The organism is Brachymonas moutaii (nom. illeg.) (assembly GCF_049977365.1).
Lineage (GTDB): Bacteria > Pseudomonadota > Gammaproteobacteria > Burkholderiales > Burkholderiaceae_C > Brachymonas.
This window is the reverse complement of the sequence record NZ_JBNGEN010000001.1, coordinates 101,705-121,230: the sequence shown is the minus strand read 5'-3', so window position 1 is coordinate 121,230 and position 19,526 is coordinate 101,705. Positions and strand designations below refer to the sequence as shown.

General features: G+C 63.3%; 16 protein-coding genes. 8 read left to right on the top strand and 8 right to left on the bottom strand.

What is annotated here, in order from left to right:
* Positions 1 to 91 precede the first annotated feature (91 nt).
* The 5 genes from clpB to ACP2WS_RS00555 form a co-directional block, all read right to left on the bottom strand.
* Positions 92 to 2,695 carry an ATP-dependent chaperone ClpB gene (clpB, locus tag ACP2WS_RS00575; RefSeq protein ID WP_374492666.1) on the bottom strand — a complete coding sequence of 868 codons (2,604 nt, stop codon included), beginning with the start codon at positions 2,693 to 2,695 and terminating at the stop codon, positions 92 to 94.
* A gap of 166 nt (positions 2,696 to 2,861) precedes the next feature.
* Positions 2,862 to 3,356 carry a copper resistance protein NlpE gene (locus tag ACP2WS_RS00570; RefSeq protein WP_374492664.1) on the bottom strand — a complete coding sequence of 165 codons (495 nt, stop codon included), beginning with the start codon at positions 3,354 to 3,356 and terminating at the stop codon, positions 2,862 to 2,864.
* A 232-nt stretch (positions 3,357 to 3,588) separates the two neighbouring features.
* On the bottom strand, positions 3,589 to 5,016 hold the full coding sequence (thrC, locus tag ACP2WS_RS00565) for a threonine synthase (protein WP_426458990.1): 1,428 nt from the start codon (positions 5,014 to 5,016) through the stop codon (positions 3,589 to 3,591).
* A gap of 14 nt (positions 5,017 to 5,030) precedes the next feature.
* Positions 5,031 to 6,356 (bottom strand): homoserine dehydrogenase, encoded by a 1,326-nt coding sequence (locus ACP2WS_RS00560; RefSeq protein WP_374492661.1) that lies wholly within the window; start codon positions 6,354 to 6,356, stop codon positions 5,031 to 5,033.
* Between the two features lie 56 nt (positions 6,357 to 6,412).
* Complete coding sequence (locus ACP2WS_RS00555; protein WP_374492659.1) at positions 6,413 to 7,645, bottom strand: pyridoxal phosphate-dependent aminotransferase; 1,233 nt, start codon at positions 7,643 to 7,645, stop codon at positions 6,413 to 6,415.
* A 220-nt stretch (positions 7,646 to 7,865) separates the two neighbouring features.
* Between ACP2WS_RS00555 and ACP2WS_RS00550 the strand changes: the two genes are divergently transcribed.
* Positions 7,866 to 8,252 (top strand): Mth938-like domain-containing protein, encoded by a 387-nt coding sequence (locus ACP2WS_RS00550; protein ID WP_426458989.1) that lies wholly within the window; start codon positions 7,866 to 7,868, stop codon positions 8,250 to 8,252.
* Between the two features lie 244 nt (positions 8,253 to 8,496).
* On the top strand, positions 8,497 to 8,994 hold the full coding sequence (locus tag ACP2WS_RS00545) for a peroxiredoxin (protein WP_374492655.1): 498 nt from the start codon (positions 8,497 to 8,499) through the stop codon (positions 8,992 to 8,994).
* 242 nt (positions 8,995 to 9,236) lie between these two features.
* Here ACP2WS_RS00545 and ACP2WS_RS00540 read toward each other — a convergent pair whose 3' ends face one another.
* A complete protein-coding gene (locus ACP2WS_RS00540) occupies positions 9,237 to 10,037 on the bottom strand; it encodes a hypothetical protein (protein WP_426458988.1) in 801 nt (266 codons plus the stop codon).
* A 589-nt stretch (positions 10,038 to 10,626) separates the two neighbouring features.
* Between ACP2WS_RS00540 and ACP2WS_RS00535 the strand changes: the two genes are divergently transcribed.
* The 5 genes from ACP2WS_RS00535 to ACP2WS_RS00515 all read left to right on the top strand — a co-directional run bounded on the left by ACP2WS_RS00535 (position 10,627) and on the right by ACP2WS_RS00515 (position 16,277).
* The gene (locus ACP2WS_RS00535) at positions 10,627 to 10,947 is read left to right on the top strand and encodes a DUF485 domain-containing protein (RefSeq protein ID WP_426458987.1); all 321 of its coding nucleotides are present in this window, start codon (positions 10,627 to 10,629) and stop codon (positions 10,945 to 10,947) included.
* Entirely contained in the window at positions 10,947 to 12,620 is a 1,674-nt protein-coding gene (locus tag ACP2WS_RS00530; RefSeq protein WP_426458985.1) for a cation acetate symporter, read from the top strand. The genes ACP2WS_RS00535 and ACP2WS_RS00530 overlap by 1 nt, the downstream gene beginning before the upstream one ends.
* 259 nt (positions 12,621 to 12,879) lie before the next feature.
* On the top strand, positions 12,880 to 13,857 hold the full coding sequence (locus tag ACP2WS_RS00525) for a GMP reductase (RefSeq protein ID WP_374492650.1): 978 nt from the start codon (positions 12,880 to 12,882) through the stop codon (positions 13,855 to 13,857).
* 63 nt (positions 13,858 to 13,920) lie between these two features.
* Positions 13,921 to 15,351, top strand: coding sequence for a patatin-like phospholipase family protein (locus ACP2WS_RS00520; protein WP_426458984.1), 1,431 nt, complete (start codon positions 13,921 to 13,923; stop codon positions 15,349 to 15,351).
* Positions 15,351 to 16,277, top strand: coding sequence for an NAD(P)-dependent oxidoreductase (locus tag ACP2WS_RS00515; protein WP_426459561.1), 927 nt, complete (start codon positions 15,351 to 15,353; stop codon positions 16,275 to 16,277). The genes ACP2WS_RS00520 and ACP2WS_RS00515 overlap by 1 nt, the downstream gene beginning before the upstream one ends.
* Before the next feature lie 36 nt (positions 16,278 to 16,313).
* On the opposite strand, the gene ACP2WS_RS00510 is transcribed toward ACP2WS_RS00515, so the two are convergent.
* Positions 16,314 to 17,345, bottom strand: coding sequence for an alpha/beta hydrolase (locus ACP2WS_RS00510; RefSeq protein ID WP_426458983.1), 1,032 nt, complete (start codon positions 17,343 to 17,345; stop codon positions 16,314 to 16,316).
* Positions 17,346 to 17,413: 68 nt separating this feature from the next.
* A complete protein-coding gene (locus tag ACP2WS_RS00505) occupies positions 17,414 to 18,571 on the bottom strand; it encodes a patatin-like phospholipase family protein (RefSeq protein WP_426458982.1) in 1,158 nt (385 codons plus the stop codon).
* Between the two features lie 341 nt (positions 18,572 to 18,912).
* On the opposite strand from ACP2WS_RS00505, the gene ACP2WS_RS00500 reads away from it, so the two are divergent.
* A complete protein-coding gene (locus ACP2WS_RS00500; RefSeq protein WP_426458981.1) occupies positions 18,913 to 19,482 on the top strand; it encodes a hypothetical protein in 570 nt (189 codons plus the stop codon).
* Positions 19,483 to 19,526: the final 44 nt, after the last annotated feature.

Below are 19,526 nucleotides of genomic sequence, written 5' to 3'. Positions count from 1 at the left end.
AGCCGCCCGGTACAGGGCGGCTTGTGGCCATGAGAGAAATCTGCACCCCATGCCGTCATGACACGGATGGGGTGCAAAGGCAAGCCTCCACTCAGCTCTGCTCGACCGAGAACTGGAACTCGCCGGGTGCCTTGACGGGGTCGACAGCCACCCGGATGGTGGTCTTGGGCGGGAAGTGCCCTTCGAGCAGCTCCCGGGCCAGCGGATTCTCGATGCGCTGCTGGATGGCCCGCTTGAGCGGCCGCGCACCGAACACCGGATCGAAGCCCACCTTGGCCAGCTCTTCGAGCGCACTCTCGGTCACGTCCAGACGCAGCTCCATCTTCTCGAGGCGCTTTTCGAGCACGTGCAGCTGAATCTTGGCAATCTCGGCAATGTGCGAGGCGTCGAGTCCATGGAACACCACAATCTCGTCGATCCGGTTGAGAAACTCGGGGCGGAAGTTCTGCTTGAGCTCCTCGAACACGGCGTCCTTGATCTCCTGCTGCTCGTGTCCCACCATGCTCTGGATGATCGGCGAACCGATGTTGCTGGTCATGACGATGACGGTGTTCTTGAAATCCACCGTGCGCCCCTGGCCATCGGTGAGCCGTCCGTCATCGAGCACCTGCAGGAGCACGTTGAACACGTCGGGATGGGCCTTCTCGACTTCATCGAGCAGCACCACGCTGTAGGGCTTGCGGCGAACCGCCTCGGTCAGATAGCCACCTTCCTCGTAGCCCACATATCCCGGAGGCGCACCGATGAGGCGTGCCACCGAGTGCTTCTCCATGAATTCGCTCATGTCGATGCGGATCAGGTGCTCCTCGCTGTCGAACAGGAACCCGGCCAGCGACTTGCACAGCTCGGTCTTCCCCACCCCGGTCGGCCCGAGGAACAGGAAGGAACCAGTGGGGCGGTTCGGATCACTCAGGCCCGAACGCGAACGCCGGATGGCATCGCTCACGGCGCGAATGGCTTCGTCCTGTCCCACGACCCGCTCATGGAGCTTTTCTTCCATGTGCAGGAGCTTGTCTTTTTCTCCCTGCATCATCTTGGCCACGGGGATGCCTGTGGCACGGCTGACCACCTCGGCGATTTCCTCGGCCCCCACCTGCGTGCGCAGCAGCTGGTTGCCCTTGCCGTGACCGTCCGCAGCGGTTTCCTTGGCCTGGGCTTCCTTGAGACGCTTTTCCAGTTCGGGAAGCTTGCCGTACTGCAGCTCGGCGACCTTGTTGAAGTCGCCCTTGCGGGTGGCCTCCTCGATCTGGAAGCGCAGCTTGTCGATTTCCTCGCGCACCTGCTGGCTGCCCTGTGCAGCGGCCTTCTCGTTCTTCCAGATTTCCTCCAGATCGGCATAGCGCTTCTCGTCGCGGGAGATTTCCTCTTCCAGCAGCTCCAGACGCTTCTGGCTCGCCTCGTCCTTTTCCTTACGCAGCGCTTCACGCTCGATCTTGAGCTGAATAAGGCGGCGGTCGAGCTTGTCCAGAGCCTCGGGCTTGGAATCGATCTCCAGCTTGATCTTGGCAGCAGCCTCGTCGATGAGGTCGATGGCCTTGTCCGGCAGGAAGCGATCGGTGATGTAGCGGTTGCTCAATTCCACAGCAGCCACAATGGCCGGATCGGTGATGTCCACCCCGTGGTGCACCTCGTATTTTTCCTGCAGCCCCCGCAGAATGGCGATCGTGGCCTCGACGGTGGGCTCGTCGACCATCACTTTCTGGAAGCGGCGCTCCAGGGCAGCATCCTTCTCGATGTACTTGCGGTATTCGTCGAGCGTGGTGGCACCCACGCAGTGCAGCTCGCCGCGTGCCAGGGCAGGCTTGAGCATGTTGCCTGCGTCCATGGCGCCGTCCGTCTTGCCAGCACCGACCATGGTGTGGATTTCGTCGATGAACAGGATGGTCTGTCCATGGTCCTTGGCCAGCTCGTTGAGAACGTTCTTGAGACGCTCCTCGAAGTCACCGCGGTACTTGGCACCAGCCAGCAGCCCGGCCATGTCGAGCGCCAGCACGCGCTTGCCCTTGAGGGTGTCGGGCACCTCGCCGGAGACGATGCGCTGGGCCAGTCCTTCGACGATGGCCGTCTTGCCCACACCGGGTTCGCCGATCAGCACCGGATTGTTCTTGGTGCGCCGCTGGAGCACCTGCAGCGTGCGGCGGATCTCGTCATCGCGCCCGATCACGGGATCGAGCTTGCCCTCGCGGGCGCGCTCGGTCAGGTCGAGCGTGTATTTCTTGAGCGCACCGCGCTGTTCCTCGGCATTGGCACTGTCCACTGTCTGTCCTCCTCGTACCGCTTCGATCGCGGCTTCGAAATTCTTGCGGGTCAGCCCGTTCTGGCGGGCCACATCACCGATGCTGCTGCGCGCATCGGCCACTGCCAGCAGGAACAGCTCGCTGGCAACGAACTGGTCACCGCGCTTGATGGCCTCCTTCTCGGCTGCTTGCAGCAGGCGCCCCAGATCAGGGCCCACTTGCACCTGTTCCTGCCCTTCGACCTGAGGCAGGCGGTCGACGGCCTGCTCGGCAGCCGCCAGCAGACCCACTACATTCACGCCCGCGCGCTGCAGAAGCGGCGTGGGGCCATCCTCCTGCCGCAGCATGGCCACCACCACATGGGCCGGCTCGATGTAGGCGTGATCCTTGCCCAGTGCCAGACTCTGTGCGTCGGCCAGGGCTTCCTGAAAATTGGTTGTCAGTTTGTCCATTCGCATAGGGGAATATCCTCCGTGTATGACTCAGAAATGGGGGAAATCACCCGCCTTTCAAGGCACTCGGCAAGGCTCCCCAGGACGAATGTGGTCAGCTGGCTGACATTCCAGGCACAGAGAGGAGGCGTTCACCTCTCAGCCTGAGTCACTGCAGTCTTATCGTCCTGCCCTATTTGCTGAGGACGTAGCGGTCGGCATCGACTCCGCGGATGCGCTGGCCGTCCTTGTCGAGCATGCGCAGGCGAGTGGGAGACAGGATCTCGAAGCTGCGGTTCTGCCCGTTGGCATCCAGCAGGATGTGGGTTTCATTCGCATTGAAGGTGAAACTTCCGCGACGTGTGAAATGCCGGTTGGTTCCCAGAATATCGGTCTGCAGCTCATAGGTGGCATCCCGAAACAGCGACAAGGCCACGCGGACTCCGGCGCAGTCATTGCAGGGCAGCATGCCCTGATAGGTTCCGGTCCAGGAAGGCTCGGCCGCGCGCACGGCCGGATGGTGCCCCCCCCGCGCCTGTCGGGACGATTCGGAAGGACCGAACACCTGTTGCGACAGACTGTCGACCGTGGTGCACCCTGCCAGAGTCACGGTCAGGGCTGCGCACAGTCCACACCACCGTGCAGCACGGAAGACTGTCTTCCGAGACGGAGAAACGGCAAGCATCATGAAAACTCCTTCGTCCTGTATACGATGGTGTCATTCTAGGCGCTGCATTCCGGGATGCGGCTCTTTCCTTCCCTGTCCACGCAGGCCGTCTCGATCCCTCTCTCTCCCCTGAAAGAGCCATGCCGCCTGGGCCACGAGAATGCAAAAGGCCACCCGCAGGTGGCCTCTCTCTGGATGGGTGAGTCGGGGCAGTGGCGTGAATGCCCCGGCGCCCCTGACGCAGGGGACGCTCTCAGGCGCAGTCGGTGGCGATGAGATGCTTGACCACCTCCACATCGGCCGGGATGACCTGCACGCGCTTGGGCAGGTCTTCGATGCCACGGAAGCGCTCGGGCACATCGGGCGCCCGTCCCAGAGCTTCCTCGATGGTGACGGCGAACTTGATGGGCAAAGCCGTTTCCAGCACGATCATGGTCTCGCCGGTCTGCGGATGCTCGCGTGCCACCTTGACGCCATCGGCGGTATGGGTATCGATCATGACGCCCAGCCGCTCGTAGCAGTCCCGGATGGTGGCGAGCCGGTCGGCATGGGTGCTCTTGCCGCTCAGGAAGCCGTAGCGGTCTGCAGCCTGGGCAAAGACCGGGTCCTGGCTCAGATCGAAGCACCCGGTGCGCGGAAGCTCTTCGCCGAACAGCCCTGCCAGCCGTGTGGCATCGCGTCCGACCAGATCGAAGATGAAGCGCTCAAAGTTGCTGGCCTTGCTGATGTCCATCGAGGGGCTGGAGGTTTCATAGGTATCAGCCCCGGCACGCACGCGGTACACCCCGGTGCGAAAGAACTCGTCGAGCACGTCGTTCTCGTTGGTGGCCACCACGAGATGGTCGATGGGCAGCCCCATCATGCGGGCCACATGGCCAGCACAGACATTGCCGAAATTGCCGCTCGGCACCGTGAAGGAGACGCGCTCCGCATTCGAAGCGGTGGCCTCGAAATAGCCGGCAAAGTAATACACCACCTGCGCCAGCAGCCGAGCCCAGTTGATGCTGTTGACCGTACCGATCTTGTAGCGGCGCTTGAAGTCGAGGTCGTTGCTCACCGCCTTGACGATGTCCTGGCAATCGTCGAACACGCCTTCGACCGCCAGGTTGTGGATGTTGGCGTCCTGCAGGCTGAACATCTGGGCCTGCTGGAAGGCACTCATGCGCCCGTGAGGGCTGAGCATGAACACGCGCACCCCTTCCTTGCCGCGCATGGCGTATTCGGCCGCACTGCCGGTATCGCCACTGGTGGCTCCCAGAATGTTGAGCTGCTCGCCACGGCGACGCAGCTCGTACTCGAACAGGTTGCCCAGCAGCTGCATGGCCATGTCTTTGAAGGCCAGGGTCGGCCCGTTGGACAGGGCCTCCAGACACAGCCCAGCTTCGAGCGGCTTGAGGGGAGTGATCTCGGGCGTGCCGAACACATCGGCCGTGTAGGTTCGCTGGCAAATGTCGCGCAGATCGGCGGCGGGAATGTCGTCGATATACAGCGAGAGCACGGCAAAGGCCAGCTCGGCATAGCCCTTCTCGGCCAGCAGCGCGCGCCAGTCGGCCAGCGTGGCGTCGTTGACGAGCGGGTAGCGCACGGGCATGTAGAGGCCGCCGTCGGGAGCCAGCCCTTCCAGCAGGATTTCGCAGAACTTGCGCGGAGTGGCTCCGCCGCGGGTGGAGATGTAATGCATCGTCTGGGCTCGGATCAGTTGAGTTCTTCCTTGCGGATGCGCACGATCGGACGCAGCACGCTGGGCAGCTGCTGCATGCTGGCCATGGCCTTGTTCATGGCGGCTTCGCGGCATTCATGGGTGAGGATGATGACGTCGGTCTGGCTGGCGTTCTCGCCATCCACCTCGTCCGCCTCGCGCTGCACGATGGCATCGATGCTGATGCCGTCATCCGCCAGGATGCTGGTGATGCGCGCAAGCACACCGGCTTCGTCGGCCACCCGCAGGCGCAGGTAGTAGCTCGTGACCACCTCGTCCATCGGCAGGATGGGCAGATTGGTCTGCATGGCATCGGGCTGGAACGCCAGGTGCGGGACGCGGCTGGAGGGGTCGGAAGTGTGCATGCGCGTCACGTCCACCAGATCGGCGATCACGGCGCTGGCCGTGGGCTCGCTGCCGGCACCCTTGCCGTAGTACAGCGTGGTGCCGACGGCATCGGCATGTACCACCACGGCGTTCATGGCGCCTTCCACATTGGCGATCAGGCGCCGCGACGGGATGAGCGTGGGGTGCACGCGCAGCTCCACGCCCTTGGCCGTATGCCGGCTGATGCCCAGCAGCTTGATGCGGTAGCCCATCTGCTCGGCGTAGCGGATGTCGGTGGAGGACAGATGGGTGATGCCCTCGATGTAGGCTTTATCGAACTGCACGTTCACCCCGAAGGCAATTGCACTCATGAGCGTGACCTTGTGTGCCGCATCGACCCCTTCGATGTCGAAGGTCGGATCGGCCTCTGCATAGCCGAGCTCCTGGGCATCGCGCAGAGCCACGTCGAAATCGAGCCCCTTGTCGCGCATCTCGCTCAGGATGAAGTTGGTGGTGCCGTTGATGATTCCCGCGAGCCACTGGATGCGGTTGGCCGTCAGTCCTTCACGCAGGGCCTTGATGATGGGAATGCCACCGGCCACTGCCGCCTCGAAGGCCACCATCACGCCCTGCTTCTGCGCCGCCGCGAAAATCTCGCTGCCATGCACGGCCAGCAGTGCCTTGTTGGCAGTCACCACGTGCTTGCCCTGGGCAATGGCCTCCAGCACCATCTCACGCGCCACGGTGTAGCCCCCGATGAGCTCCACCACGATATCGATGTCGGGACGCTTCACCAGGGAGGCGGCGTCGTCCGTCACCTCCACTTCGGAACCGACATAGGCACGCGCCCTGGCCACGTCACGCACGGCAATGGCGGCCACCTCGATGCCGCGGCCAGCACGCCCGCGTATTTCTTCCTGATTGCGGCGCAGAACGGTGTAGACGCCCTTGCCCACGTTGCCAAGACCGAGAAGGCCGATTCGAATGGGATGCATGCTGTTCATCGTGCGGAAAGTGAAGGTAGGAGAGAAAGGCTGCCTGTCGGCAGGAGTCAGGACGCCGCGCCGTGGCGCTTGCGATAGACGGCAAGAAAGTCGGCCAACCGCCCGATGGCGACGCGCAGGTCATCCTCGTTGGGCAGAAAGACGATGCGGAAATGCTGGTTGTCGGGATAGTTGAACCCCGAGCCCTGCACCAGCATGACGCGGGTGGCGCGCAGCACCTCCAGGAAGAACTCCCGGTCATCCTCGATCGGATAGAGCTCGGGATCGAGGCGCGGGAACATGTAGAGCGCAGCCTGCGGCTTCACGCAGGTCACGCCCGGAATGGCGGTGATCAGGGCATGGGCCAGGTCGCGCTGGCGGCGCAGACGCCCTCCTTCGCGCACCAGGTCGTTGATGCTCTGGTATCCCCCCAGCGCCGTCTGGATGGCCCACTGGCCGGGCACGTTCGAGCCCAGCTTGATGTTGGCCAGCATGTTCAGGCCCTCGATGTAGTCGCGTGCGGCAGACTTGTCGCCCGACACCACCATCCAGCCGGCCCGGTAGCCACAGCCGCGATACGCCTTGGACAGGGAATTGAAGGTCAGCGTCAGCACGTCGGTCGACAGGCTTGCCAGCGCCGTATGCTTGACCCCGTCGTACAGCACCTTGTCATACACCTCGTCGGCCATGATGATGAGGCCGAACTCGCGCGCAAGCGCCACGATGCCCAGGAGCAGCTCGTCGGAATACAGCGCCCCCGTGGGATTGTTGGGGTTGATCACCACGATGCCCTTGGTGCGGGGCGTGATCTTGGAGCGGATGTCGTCGAGATCGGGCATCCAGCCATGGTTCTCGTCACACATGTAGTGCACCGGGATGCCGCCCGCGAGGCTGGTGGCCGCAGTCCACAGGGGATAGTCGGGCGCAGGGACGAGCAGCTCGTCCCCATCGTTGAGCAGGGCCGTGGTGGCCATCACGATGAGGTCGCTCGCACCGTTGCCCAGGTAGATGTCGTCCAGGGTGACGCCCTTGACCCCCTGCTGCTGGCTGTAGTGCATCACGGCCTTGCGTGCGGCAAAGATGCCCTTGCTGTCGGAATACCCGGCCGAGTTGGGCAGGTTGTGGATCATGTCCTCCACGATCTCTTCCGGCGGCTCGAACCCGAACGATGCCAGATTGCCGATGTTGAGCTTGATGATCTTCTGCCCCTCGTCCTCCATCTGCCGCGCCGCCTCCACGATGGGACCTCGCACGTCGTACAGCACGTGGGCAAGCTTGGAAGATTTGAGTACGGGTTTCACAACGACTCCTGCTGAGGGTTTTTGAGGAAAAACTATAATTTGACCACATTTCCCAGGCCGCTGTCCGCCTGCATCGCGATGGGACATTTCCCCGCGCCCCGGCTCTCATGCCCTGCTGATCGACCCACAGCACAGCCCTGGCCCATGAAGATGCCAATGCACGACGATGCAGCGTCTTGGTGCCCTCTGTGTCTCCCTTCTTCCCTTCCGGACCCCTGCCATGAAGATTCAGCCCGATCACATGGATGTGCAATCCATCACCGCCTACGGCCCCGGCTGGATCGCCGTCGACGAACAGCGCCGCACGCGCAGTGTCTGGCTGGGGTCGGACGGCTTCCTGCAGGACTGGCCCTGCACGCGCTTCGAAGACCTGGCTGCAGTGGATTTTGCGCCGCTGGCCGAGCTGGACTACGAAGTGGTGATCTTCGGCAGCGGCAACCGTCTGCGCTTCGTGCCGCCGGCGTGGCTCGCACCGCTCATGGCCCGGCGCATCGGTCTGGAGACCATGGACACCGAGGCAGCGTGCCGTACCTACAACATTCTTGCCGGCGAAGGACGGCGGGTGCTGGCCGTGCTGCTGCAGGAAGAGCCCGCACAGACCGCCTGAGGCGTCTGCCCCAGAAAAACGGGGGCATTGTTATCGCTCAAAACAGGCGCGGCTTTCCGTTTTGGATTAAAATTACTACTTGGCTGTAGCATGGCAGCCACGCTCCAAGCCCTCACCAGTAGTACGAAGGAGTACATACGCAGTCACTCCTTCTTGGCAGCGCTTGTTTGTATCCCATCGTCGGCAGCGGCGTGCTCCTCCTGCACGCCACGCCCATCCGACACATCGAAAGAGAACGATTCACATGGCGATTGCTGTAGACAAACCGATCCCCGAATTCGAAGCCAACGCAACCAACAACGTCAAGGTCAGCAATACTTCTCATCATGGTCAGATCGTGGTGCTGTTCTTCTATCCCAAGGACAACACACCGGGCTGCACCACCGAGTCCATGGGCTTCCGCGACAAGTACAAGGACTTCGTGAAGGCCGGTGCCACGGTGTTCGGCGTCTCGCGCGACAACATGACGTCGCACGATGGCTTCAAGGCCAAGCTCGAACTGCCCTTTGAACTGATTGCAGATACCGAAGAGAAAATGTGCCACATGTTCGGCGTGGTCAAGAACAAGATCATGTACGGCAAGAAGGTCAAGGGCATCGAGCGCAGCACCTTCCTGATCGATCCCGACGGCATCCTGCGGCAGGAATGGCGTGGGGTCAAGGTGGCAGACCACGTCGAGGAAGTGCTCAAGGCCGTCAAGGCACTCAAGAAAACCCTGGCCGCCACCCACGCAGAAGAATAAGCCAGAACACCGCGCACCCTCTGCGAGAAGGGCGCGCTGGTCGCTGGCCATGCTGCACACCAAGGCTTCCCTTCGGGAAGCCTTTTTCATGCGGGTGGCATCCACATCGTCCTGCCGCAGCGCGGCAACGCAGCTCCTCTGCACGCAGGCGAGCCATTGGTGCAACCAGGCGTTCCGCTCGATGCAAGAAGAAAGATGCCACACCTCTCCGACACGGAGAGGCCATGCCGCAGCGGTTCGGTTCAGAAGGACTGCTGCGCCCCGCTCTCTGCGGGGCGTACCGGCGTGGCCCGTGCGAGCGCCATCCAGACATCGAAGCGCAGCCGGACAAAGGGACGCTGGGGAGCCTCGCGCAGGCAAACCAGGTGATCCTGTGCATCCAGCCCCATGACCCCGCATTCGTCGGGAATTTCCTCGGGCGTGGCGATGGGCTTGCCTGCCGACGTGCGTCCCAGCACGTAATACAGACGGGGTGCCATGGCCAGGTAGGCGGCGCGCTTGGAGGCCTTGCGCAGGTCTCCAAGCAGATCGGCACGGCTGACCTTGATCTCGTGGATCACCGGTTCGAGGTACGCCTCGCGCGAGGTATGGCGCAGGCTGAAGACATCGGGCATCGCCACGACCCATTCGCGTGCAGCAGGGGCGATGACGTCGTCTGGCACGCACAGGAGTTCTGGGAGCTCCAGATGCTCCGGGTCATCCGGCGCTTCTTCCACTGCCAGCCTTCCCGCAGCGTCCCGCACGATGGACGCCCGCAGCGACAGACCGCGCCATGCAATGCGTCCCTGCGCATGCTGATGCTGTGCCACCTGCTCCACCAGCTGCTCGTGGGCCGAGCGAGCCTCTCGGTTGTCGGCACCGTAGGCCGCCAGCGAGTCGATGCCCGCAGCGGTCAGGCGAATAGTGGAACGGCCGTCGGCATCCCAGTGCAGGGACAACAACCCTGCCGCGATCAAATCGACCTCCAGCGTGTCCTGACAGGGCCAGCCCGAGGAACGGTACATCTGACGCAGACGGGTGAGATGGCGACGGGAGAGGTTCATGAAAAGACAGGCATCAGTCATGCCGAGCCACGAAAGAGCCGGTGACAGCCACACGATGCGAAACGCCGCATGACTGTATATGCGTACAGCATTGTAGAGGCACTCAGCCCCGCTGCCAAGCAGACTCTTCATTCCCAATGCTCTGCTGCAGCGCCGGCCACCGCACTGCCACAGAAAGCGGAGCAATGGACGACAGGCTGATTTTGAATCAGTGAATGGGTCTTTCTGGAATATCAACGGCGAAATGCCATTTCGCAAGATAAAAATACATGGAAATCACATGCATGCATGTCGTCGTCTCAGGAAATGGGAAAAAGACACCACTGGAATGCAACGACACCCCAATGTCGCACTCTTCCTGATGCGGGCCACACAGGAGAGGGGCTTGCAGCCCACAAGGGTTTTCCATGAAATGGCCGCGAATGTGACATAGGGATATTTCCCTATATTTCCCTATTTCAAGGGTAAACCCTTGATGGTTTACCCTGAATGACGCATCACTCTGTAAGTTTGCATTCAACATGCATTTTTATAAACACGCCTCGACCTTTTGAGGCCTGTTTTCTTGAAATGACATGAAAGGGAATCGATGAGCAGTGCAATTTACGAAAGAGTGCGCGCCAATCCGAAATTCCATGAGCTGGTGGCCAAGCGCGGCCGGTTTGCCTGGACGCTGGCATTTGTGGTGCTGGCGCTTTTCTACGGGTTCGTGATGGTGGTGGCCTTCACCCCCAAGGTGCTGGGTGAGCCTGTGAGTGCAGGTTCGATGCTGACGGTGGGCGTGGCAGTGGAGCTGTTCATGTTCATTCTGTTCTGGGTGCTGACGGCCGTGTATGTCCGTCGTGCCAATACCGAGTTCGACTCCATCAACCAGCAGATCCTGCGTGATGCAGCCCAGGGAGGGAAGTAATGCGTACCTTGTTCCGTCGATTCCCTGCACTGGCACTCGCTGGTGCTTCCGGTCTGGCCTATGCCGCAGGCCCCGCGCTGGAGGCCACCACCAAGCAGGCCACCAACTGGTCCGCGATCGTGATGTTCATGATCTTCGTGGGCCTGACCATGGGCATTACCTACTGGGCGGCCAGCCGCACCAAGTCGGCTGCCGATTTCTATACCGCTGGCGGCGGGATCACCGGCTTCCAGAACGGCATGGCCATTGCGGGCGACTACATGTCGGCTGCCACGCTGCTCGGGCTGACCGCGCTGGTCTACGGCACCGGGTATGACGGCTATATCTACGCCATGGCGTTCTTTGCCGGCTGGCCCATCATCCTGTTCCTGATGGCCGAACGCCTGCGCAACCTGGGGCGCTTCACCTTCTCCGATATCACGGCCTACCGGCTCGACCAGGGCAAGATCCGCACCATGGCGGCCATTTCCTCCCTGATCGTGGTGTGCTTCTACCTGATCGCGCAGATCGTGGGTGCCGGTCAGCTCATCAAGCTGCTGTTCGGGCTCGACTACATCGTGGCGATCTTTGCCGTGGGCATCCTGATGATGGTGTATGTGACGTTCGGCGGCATGGTGGCCACGACCTGGGTACAGATCATCAAGGCCGGTCTCCTGCTGTTCGGAGGCACGGTGGTGATGCTGCTGGCCATGAGCCAGTTCGGTTTCTCGTACACGACGGTGGTGGAAAAGGCCATGTCTGTGCACAAGCTCAAGGGCAAGCTGATGTATCCGGGCAGCCTGCTCGCCGATCCGGTGACAGCCATCTCCCTGGGGCTGGGGCTGATGTTCGGCACGGCCGGGCTCCCCCACATCCTGATGCGTTTCTTCACCGTGACCGACGCCAAGGAAGCACGCAAGTCGGTGCTGTACGCCTCGGGCTTCGTGGCTTACTTCTTCAACGTGATCTTCTTGATGGGCCTGACCGCCATCGTGATCGTGGGCCAGAACCCCGACTTCTTCGAAGGTGGCAAGCTGGGTGGCAAACTCATCGGCGGCGGCAACATGGTGGCCATGCATCTGGCCAAGGCCGTGGGCGGCAACCTGCTGCTGGGCTTCCTGTCTGCCGTGGCCTTCGCGACGATTCTGGCCGTGGTGTCCGGACTCGCCCTGGCTGGTGCCTCTGCCATCTCTCACGACCTGTATGCCCGCGTCATCAAGAAGGGCAACGTGAGCGAGACCGATGAGATCCGCGTCTCCAAGTACGCCACCATCGTGCTGGGTGTGATTGCCATCGTGCTGGGCATCGCCTTCGAGAAGCAGAACATCGCGTTCATGGTGGGCCTTGCCTTCGGCGTGGCTGCTGCCGCCAACTTCCCGGTGCTGATCCTGTCGATGTACTGGAAGGGTCTGACCACCCGCGGTGCCCTGTGGGGTGGCTATTCCGGCCTGGTGTCCGCAGTGCTGTTCGTGCTGCTCTCCAAGTCGGTGTGGGTGGATGTGCTGGGCTACAAGGCCGCGATCTTCCCGTATACGCAGCCTGCCCTGTTCGCCATGCCGCTGGCCTTCTTCATGGCCTGGCTGATGTCGAAAACCGATGGCAGCGTGCGTGCCAAGGCCGAGATCGCTGCATTCGATGACCAGTATGTGCGCGCACAGACCGGCTTTGGTGCAGCCTCTGCAGCCAAGCACTGAGCCACACCACCGCTCCCATGGCTGTCTCCGAGGCAGCCATGCCTCCCGGGGTACCTGTCCATCGCGGCAGGTACCCCGTGTGCATGATGGGCAGGCCCGTGCTGACGCACCATGCCTTCCCGCCCCGGCTGAGGCATGGGGGCACCGCTAGAATGGATCACCGGGCTGCCGCCGTGGCGCCCGGTTTTTTTGCGTGTGGAGTGCCGATGCCGCATGGCATGTCTGCGCGGCTCCGCACCGGTTTGCTGGAAGGCTGGTCATGGATATCTTCGATTACGACAACGTACTGCTGCTGCCCCGCAAGTGCCGCGTCACGAGTCGCAGCGAATGCGACACACGGGTGACGTTCGGGCCGCGCGCGTTCCGGATTCCGGTGGTGCCTGCCAACATGAAGACCGTGGTCGACGAGCGGCTGTGCACCTGGCTGGCGGAGCACGACTATTTCTATGTGATGCACCGCTTCGATCTGGATACGGTGGCCTTTGTGCGCGATATGCGGGGCAAGGGGCTGTATGCCAGCATCTCGGTGGGCATCAAGGCAGCAGACCGCGCCGTGGTCGATGCGCTGGCGGCCGAGCGGCTGATGCCCGAATACATCACCATCGACGTGGCGCACGGACATTCGGATGGCGTGCGGGACATGATTGCCCACATCAAGGATCGGCTGCCGGGCAGCTTTGTCATTGCCGGCAATGTGGGCACGCCCGAGGCGGTGATCGACCTGGAGAACTGGGGTGCCGATGCCACCAAGATCGGCATCGGGCCGGGCAAGGTCTGCATCACGCGCCTGAAGACGGGCTTTGGCACCGGAGGCTGGCAGCTCAGTGCCGTGAAGTGGTGCGCCCGCGTGGCCACCAAGCCGCTGATTGCCGATGGTGGCATTCGCTGCCATGGCGACATTGCCAAGTCGATCCGCTTCGGGGCCACCATGGTCATGGTTGGCTCCCTGTTTGCGGGACATGAGGAGTCTCCGGGCAAGACGGTGGAGGTCGACGGCACGCTGTTCAAGGAGTATTACGGCTCGGCCAGCGACTTCAACAAGGGCGAATACCGGCATGTCGAGGGCAAGCGCATTCTGGAACCGGTCAAGGGCAAGCTGGCCGATACGCTGGAAGAGATGCATCAGGACATCCAGAGCTCGATCAGCTATGCGGGTGGCAGGAGCCTGATGGACATTCGCAAGGTGAACTACGTCATTCTGGGCGGCGCCAACGAGGGGGAACACCTGCTGATGTAGGGCAAGGTGCCCTGCCCTTCCCTGCAGTCCAGATGGACTGCTGCACCACGATTCTTGCCTCCCATGCTGCCGATGCGTCCCCTGCCGACTGTCCTGCTGAGCCTGCGCTCCCTGTGGCTGGTGGGCATGTGCTGCCTGCTGGCGGCCTGTGCCTCAGTGCGCTATACCCCGCTTGCCACCATCGACCGGGTGCAGCCCGAGGTGGGCTACCGGCTGCGCACGGCAGTGCAGTCGCAGACGGCAGACCGGGCACGGGCCGATGACCTGTTCGTGGTGATGATGTTCTCGGGCGGCGGCTCGCGGGCGGCGGCGCTGGGATATGGCGTGCTCAAGGAGATGCGCCGGCAGCAGTTCGTCCGGAACGGCGAGACCACGGACCTGTCGGCACAGGTGGATCTGACGTTCGGCATTTCGGGCGGTTCGATGCTGTCGGCCGCCTGGGCGCTGGAAGGGCCGGAGATCTTCCAGACTTTCGAGCCGCACTTTCTCAAGCAGGACATTCAGCGCAACATCGTGCACAAGGTGTTCTCGGTGACCAACTGGTCGCGCCTGAGCTCACCGGAATTCGGACGAGGCGATCTGCTGGAGGAGCAGCTCGACCTGACGCTTTTCCGGCACGCCACCTTCGGCGATCTGGCCAGCCGCCGCAAGGGGCCTTTCTCCGTCATCAGTGCGACCGACATGTCCACCGGCTCACGGCTCGACTTCATTCAGGAGAACTTCGATGTGCTCTGTCTGAACCTGTCGAAGCTGCCAGTGGCCAGGGCCGTGGCGGCATCGAGCGCGGTGCCGCTGGTGTTTGCGCCGGTCACGCTCAACAACCACGGTGGACACTGCCACTACACCCTGCCGGAGGAAATGCAGCAGGCGCTGTTCCTTACGTCGCCCGGCAGCCTGGAACACAAGACCCGCATGGAGATCGTGCGCTCGCTCACAGGTTATGACGAAAGCCGCCAGCGCCCCTACATCCATCTGCTCGACGGCGGGCTGGTGGACAACCTGGGCATGCGCGGCCTGCTCGATGCCACCCAGCTCTACAGCAGCGAGCAGATTTACGACCAGTTCACCCTGCACCGGGCACGCCGCATCGTGGTGCTCAGCGTCAATGCGCAGAACCGTCCCGCCTCGGTCATCGACCAGAGTGCAGCCGTTCCGCCCACCCGCGAAGTGGTGCAGGCCCTGGTGAACATTCCCATCGACAGGAACTCGCAGGAATCGCTGCGGCAGTTCCGGCGGCTGATCGATCACTGGCGGGCAGGCGAGCAGGCCCGTGCCCGGCAAACGGGCGAGACACCGGTGGATCTGTATTTCATCAGCCTCGATCTTGCAGATCTGCCCGATGCTGCCCAACGCCGACAGGCGCTGAACATTCCCACCAGCCTGTACCTGCCACCCGCCCAGATCAACCTGCTGGAAGAAGCAGGCTCCGTGCTGCTGCGCCAGTCGTCCGAATTCCAGCGGCTGCAGAAAGACCTGTCCCTCACGCGCTCATGATGTCGTCCTCATCCTCTCCTGCCGCTCCATCTTCTTCCACCGCCTTCACTCCGCTGCAGCTGGCCTGGCTCGGCACCGGCGCCATGGGGCTGCCCATGGCGCAAAGACTCTGCGCTGCAGGGCATCGGGTGCATGTCTGGAACCGCACGACTGCACGGGCCGAGCCTTTGCGCGAGGCCGGAGCGGTGCTCCACACACAGGCTGCCGATGCCGTCCGAGCCGCCGATGTGGTGGTGGGCATGCTGGAAAACGGCCCTGTCGTGCAGGACGTGCTGTTCGGCGCCGCGGAGGCTGCCGCCCACATGCGGCCCGGCACGCTGTGGATCGACATGGCGAGCATCGCCCCCGACGAAGCACGCGCGCATACCGAACGGCTGGCCCGGCTGGGCATCCATGCGCTGGATGCCCCCGTCTCGGGCGGCACCGTGGGGGCCGAGGCAGGCACGCTGTCGATCATGGTGGGTGGGAGCGCAGAGGATTTCGCACGCGCCACACCGATCTTCTCGGCACTCGGACGTGCCACACGGGTGGGCCCTGCCGGCAGCGGGCAGCTGGCCAAAGTGGCCAACCAGATGATCGTGGGCACCACCATCGGCGCCGTGGCCGAAGCCCTGCTGCTCTGTGCCCGGGGCGGGGCCGACATGGCGCAGGTGCGACAGGCGCTGCTCGGTGGATTTGCCGACAGCCGCATTCTGACGCTGCACGGCGAACGCATGGTGCAGCGCGACTTTGCCCGACGTGCCCGCATGCAGGTGCAGCTCAAGGACATGCGCAACGCCCTGCACACGGCCGATGCCCTGGACTGCCAGCTGCCGATCACGGCGCTGGTCGAGCAGCTCTACGCCGATGCCATCGCTCACGGGCTCGGCGATCTGGACCACTCTGCCCTGTTTCTGGAGCTGGCCCGGCGCAACGGCATGGCGTAGCGGGCCCACAGAATCCCTGAACAGGTGCGGATGCCTTCACTCCTCCCACAGTGCCCGGCGCAGGGCGGCGGCGGCATCTGCATGGGCCTGCAGGGCTTCGGGAATGGCTCGCCCCATCTTGATGAATTCATGGATGACACCGTGGTAGACCTCCAGCGTCACGGGCACTCCTTCCGAACGCAGCCGGTCGGCCCAGAGCATGGCATCGTCATAGATCGGGTCGCACTCTGCCAGCCCCAGCCACAGGGGAGCCACACCATCCACCCGTGGGGCCAGGAAGGGAGCAAACCGCCAGTCCTCATAGTCGGCAGGGCTGTTCACCCATTGCTCGAACATCCATGCGATCTGGGGCTCTGTGAGCAAAAAGCCCTGCGCATACTTGTGTCGTGAAGGGGTGAGGGGCGCAGCTTGCATGCCGGGATAGAAGAGCAGCTGCAGGCGCAGAGGCACTCCCTCCTGCGCGGCCTGCACCGCACATCCTGCCGCCAGGGTGCCCCCTGCGCTGTCCCCACCGACGGCCATGCGCTGGGCATCCAGCCCCAGGGCCGCTGCCTTCTGCCGCAACCAGAAAATCGCATCCCACGCATCCTGGAAGGCAACGGGAAACTTGTGATCGGGGGCCAGCCGGTAGTCCACCGATACCACGGCGCAGCCACTGCCCGCACACAGCGCGCGGCACAGGGTGTCGTGCGTGGCCACGCTGCCGACCACAAATCCTCCCCCATGGTAGAAGACCAGCACCGGCAGCGGAACGGTGGCGTCCTGCTCTGCCCCCCGCAGGGGAATGTAGAGCCTGCCCGGGATACTGCGCGCATCGCGCGTGGGAATCCGAAGCTCCTCGACACGGGCCAGCTCGGGGGGACGGATCTCCAGCACCTCGGAGCCCAGCGCATAGGCCTCGCGCGCCAGATCGGCGGGCAGGCTTTCCATAGGCGGACGCGTGCGGCGGCCTATGCGTTCGAGCAGGGTGCGCACGTGAGGCCGCAGCTCGCCCCACGCCACGGGATCGACTCCCGCAGGAACCGAAAGGGGAGCAGAGAGAGAAAAAGACGAATCGGAAGAAGACATGATGGGAATGATGCAGAAACAGGCAGGCAGCGAGGTGGCCTCCACAACGGAGCGCACAGAGTGCAGGATCAGATAGGCTGCACCTGCCCCGGGTCGGGATGTTCGAGCCAGTGCGCCCATTCATCGGCCAGCTGGCGACTGGCTGCCATGGCCTGGGTCCAGGCCCGGATACGCCCCGCGTCATCGCCCAGATAGCGCTTGAAATCCTGGCGGTCTGGGAGTTTGCCATGGGGCAGGTGTGCCACCCAGTCCGGGCGCGGGGACAGCAGCAGGACATGATCAAGGGCTGCCGTGCTTGCATGGCGCCGAGTCCAGGCCTTGTCGAACCACCCGGGAATCAGGGTGCGCTGGAAGTGAGGATACAGCACGATGCTGCGGGCTGGTCCAGTGCCTGCGGGCTGCGCCGAGAGGCCCTGCAGATAGCGCAGGTGCAGATGGTAGTCGGTGATGCCCCCATCCCAGTAGGCACCGCGTGGGGCTCCCGGAATGTCATGCACGGCCTCCAGCACAAATGGAATCGAGCCACTGGCCTGCACGGCAGGCAGAAAACTGGCTGGCGTCAGGCTCACCTGCCGGGTCGGAAAGTCCCGCGCATCGAACGGCAGGGGAGACGGCTCGGGCCCACCCGCGTCCACCCCAGCCCCACCCGAAATCATCGGTGCAGAGAACACCACGCGTTCCAGCCACTGCCCCAGTGCCTCGCGCCTGCGGACGTTGCCGACATAGGCGGCCAGGTACCCGAGTGTGCTGCGCCACGTGCCTTCCTTCGCCAGCAGCCCGCTCCGCCCATGCGAGGTCATGACGTGCAGCCGATAGCGGGGATGCGCCAGCACCCGGTCCACGCTCCCGTCGAAGATTTCATGCAGGTTGGCCGCAAACGAAGCACTGATGGCAGACGGCGGGGGCAGGCGCCAGCGTCCCCACGCCCGCCGCAGCGGATAGCTGTCATGGATGTAGTGGTGTTCCAGAGCATCGAAGCCGGCCACCGGATCATCCAGACAGGCCGTGGCCAGTCGCCATGCGCCGATGGAGGCTCCGACCAGATCGATGGGACCTTCGGCCTGCGGCAGCCAATGCCCGAACAGATGCCTGTCGAGGTGCAGCAGCATGAGACCCTTGGGGCCACCTGCCGCAGCCGGCACCGCAGCGACATGGGACGGCACGAGGCCGTGTGCACGAATATGGGCCAGGGCTGCCGGCCCGGCATGCAAGGCAAGCGCTTTCATGAAAGTCCTTCGTCACCCCCCTTTGGGCATGGCCTCCGCAGACAGACCTGCGATGATCACCCCCTGGAGGCATGGCCGATGCCATCGGATGGCATGCAATTATGCAGGAGCCCCTGCATCCCCTTCTTCCCGGAAAGGGTACGCCCCCAGTCAGCCGGCCATCATTGCCATGGCTTGATACTTTCTGATTTGCCTGCATTTAACAGCTTCTGTTCCCTGTTTTGCCGTGCGCAGGGCAAAGGTATTAGACTGCCTCACGCCGCCGATGCCGGGTCCGTCACACGGGCACATCGGAATACAGGGTCGGCACCCCACGAGACCATACAAGGAGAATCCGTTCCATGCGCATCGAAGCATCCCGTCTGGCACAGGGACATCCCGAGCTGGAAGACGCCATTGTGCGTGCCCGCAAGCTGCTGCGTCGCAAGGCCCTGACGGGCGCTGTCACCAGCATGGTGCCCATTCCCGGGGTGGACTGGCTGGTCGACGCCTCCCTGATCACCCGCGTGATTCCGCAGATCAATGCCGAGTTCGGTCTCACACCCGCACAGATCTCGCGCCTTGATCCGGGGCGCCAGGAACGCCTGCAGAAAGCCATCGCCACGGTCGGCACCATGATGATCGGGCGCCTGGTCACCAAGGAAGTGGTACTGCAGGTCCTGCGCCGTGCCGGTGTGCGCATGACTTCGAAGCAGGCCGTCAAGTACGTGCCCGTTGCCGGCCAGCTGGCTGCCGCTGGCCTGGGCTATGCCGCCTTGCGCTACCTGGGCGAGCAGCACATCCGGGACTGCGTGCAGGTCTGTCTGGACTCTGAGCTGGCCAGCGAATTGCCCCCGCTCACGCGGCTCTCGGGCAGCGTGGGCCGGCGCATGCAGGGACACTGGCTCGGACGTTCGGCTGACGGCGAGTAAGCCGATGAGAAGCCGGCATCGCACTGCCGGCTCTCCCCCCTGCT

Bases quoted from the DNA above. Each gene is read 5' to 3' on its own strand.
- ACP2WS_RS00500 (WP_426458981.1), top strand. From the start codon at position 18,913: ATGCGCATCGAAGCATCCCGTCTGGCACAGGGACATCCCGAGCTGGAA.
- ACP2WS_RS00520 (WP_426458984.1), top strand. From the start codon at position 13,921: ATGCTGCCGATGCGTCCCCTGCCGACTGTCCTGCTGAGCCTGCGCTCC.
- ACP2WS_RS00560 (WP_374492661.1), bottom strand. From the start codon at position 6,356: ATGCATCCCATTCGAATCGGCCTTCTCGGTCTTGGCAACGTGGGCAAG.
- ACP2WS_RS00510 (WP_426458983.1), bottom strand. From the start codon at position 17,345: ATGTCTTCTTCCGATTCGTCTTTTTCTCTCTCTGCTCCCCTTTCGGTT.
- ACP2WS_RS00545 (WP_374492655.1), top strand. From the start codon at position 8,497: ATGGCGATTGCTGTAGACAAACCGATCCCCGAATTCGAAGCCAACGCA.
- thrC (WP_426458990.1), bottom strand. From the start codon at position 5,016: ATGCATTACATCTCCACCCGCGGCGGAGCCACTCCGCGCAAGTTCTGC.
- ACP2WS_RS00530 (WP_426458985.1), top strand. From the start codon at position 10,947: ATGCGTACCTTGTTCCGTCGATTCCCTGCACTGGCACTCGCTGGTGCT.
- clpB (WP_374492666.1), bottom strand. From the start codon at position 2,695: ATGCGAATGGACAAACTGACAACCAATTTTCAGGAAGCCCTGGCCGAC.
- ACP2WS_RS00535 (WP_426458987.1), top strand. From the start codon at position 10,627: ATGAGCAGTGCAATTTACGAAAGAGTGCGCGCCAATCCGAAATTCCAT.
- ACP2WS_RS00505 (WP_426458982.1), bottom strand. From the start codon at position 18,571: ATGAAAGCGCTTGCCTTGCATGCCGGGCCGGCAGCCCTGGCCCATATT.
- ACP2WS_RS00540 (WP_426458988.1), bottom strand. From the start codon at position 10,037: ATGAACCTCTCCCGTCGCCATCTCACCCGTCTGCGTCAGATGTACCGT.
- ACP2WS_RS00550 (WP_426458989.1), top strand. From the start codon at position 7,866: ATGAAGATTCAGCCCGATCACATGGATGTGCAATCCATCACCGCCTAC.
- ACP2WS_RS00525 (WP_374492650.1), top strand. From the start codon at position 12,880: ATGGATATCTTCGATTACGACAACGTACTGCTGCTGCCCCGCAAGTGC.
- ACP2WS_RS00515 (WP_426459561.1), top strand. From the start codon at position 15,351: ATGTCGTCCTCATCCTCTCCTGCCGCTCCATCTTCTTCCACCGCCTTC.
- ACP2WS_RS00570 (WP_374492664.1), bottom strand. From the start codon at position 3,356: ATGATGCTTGCCGTTTCTCCGTCTCGGAAGACAGTCTTCCGTGCTGCA.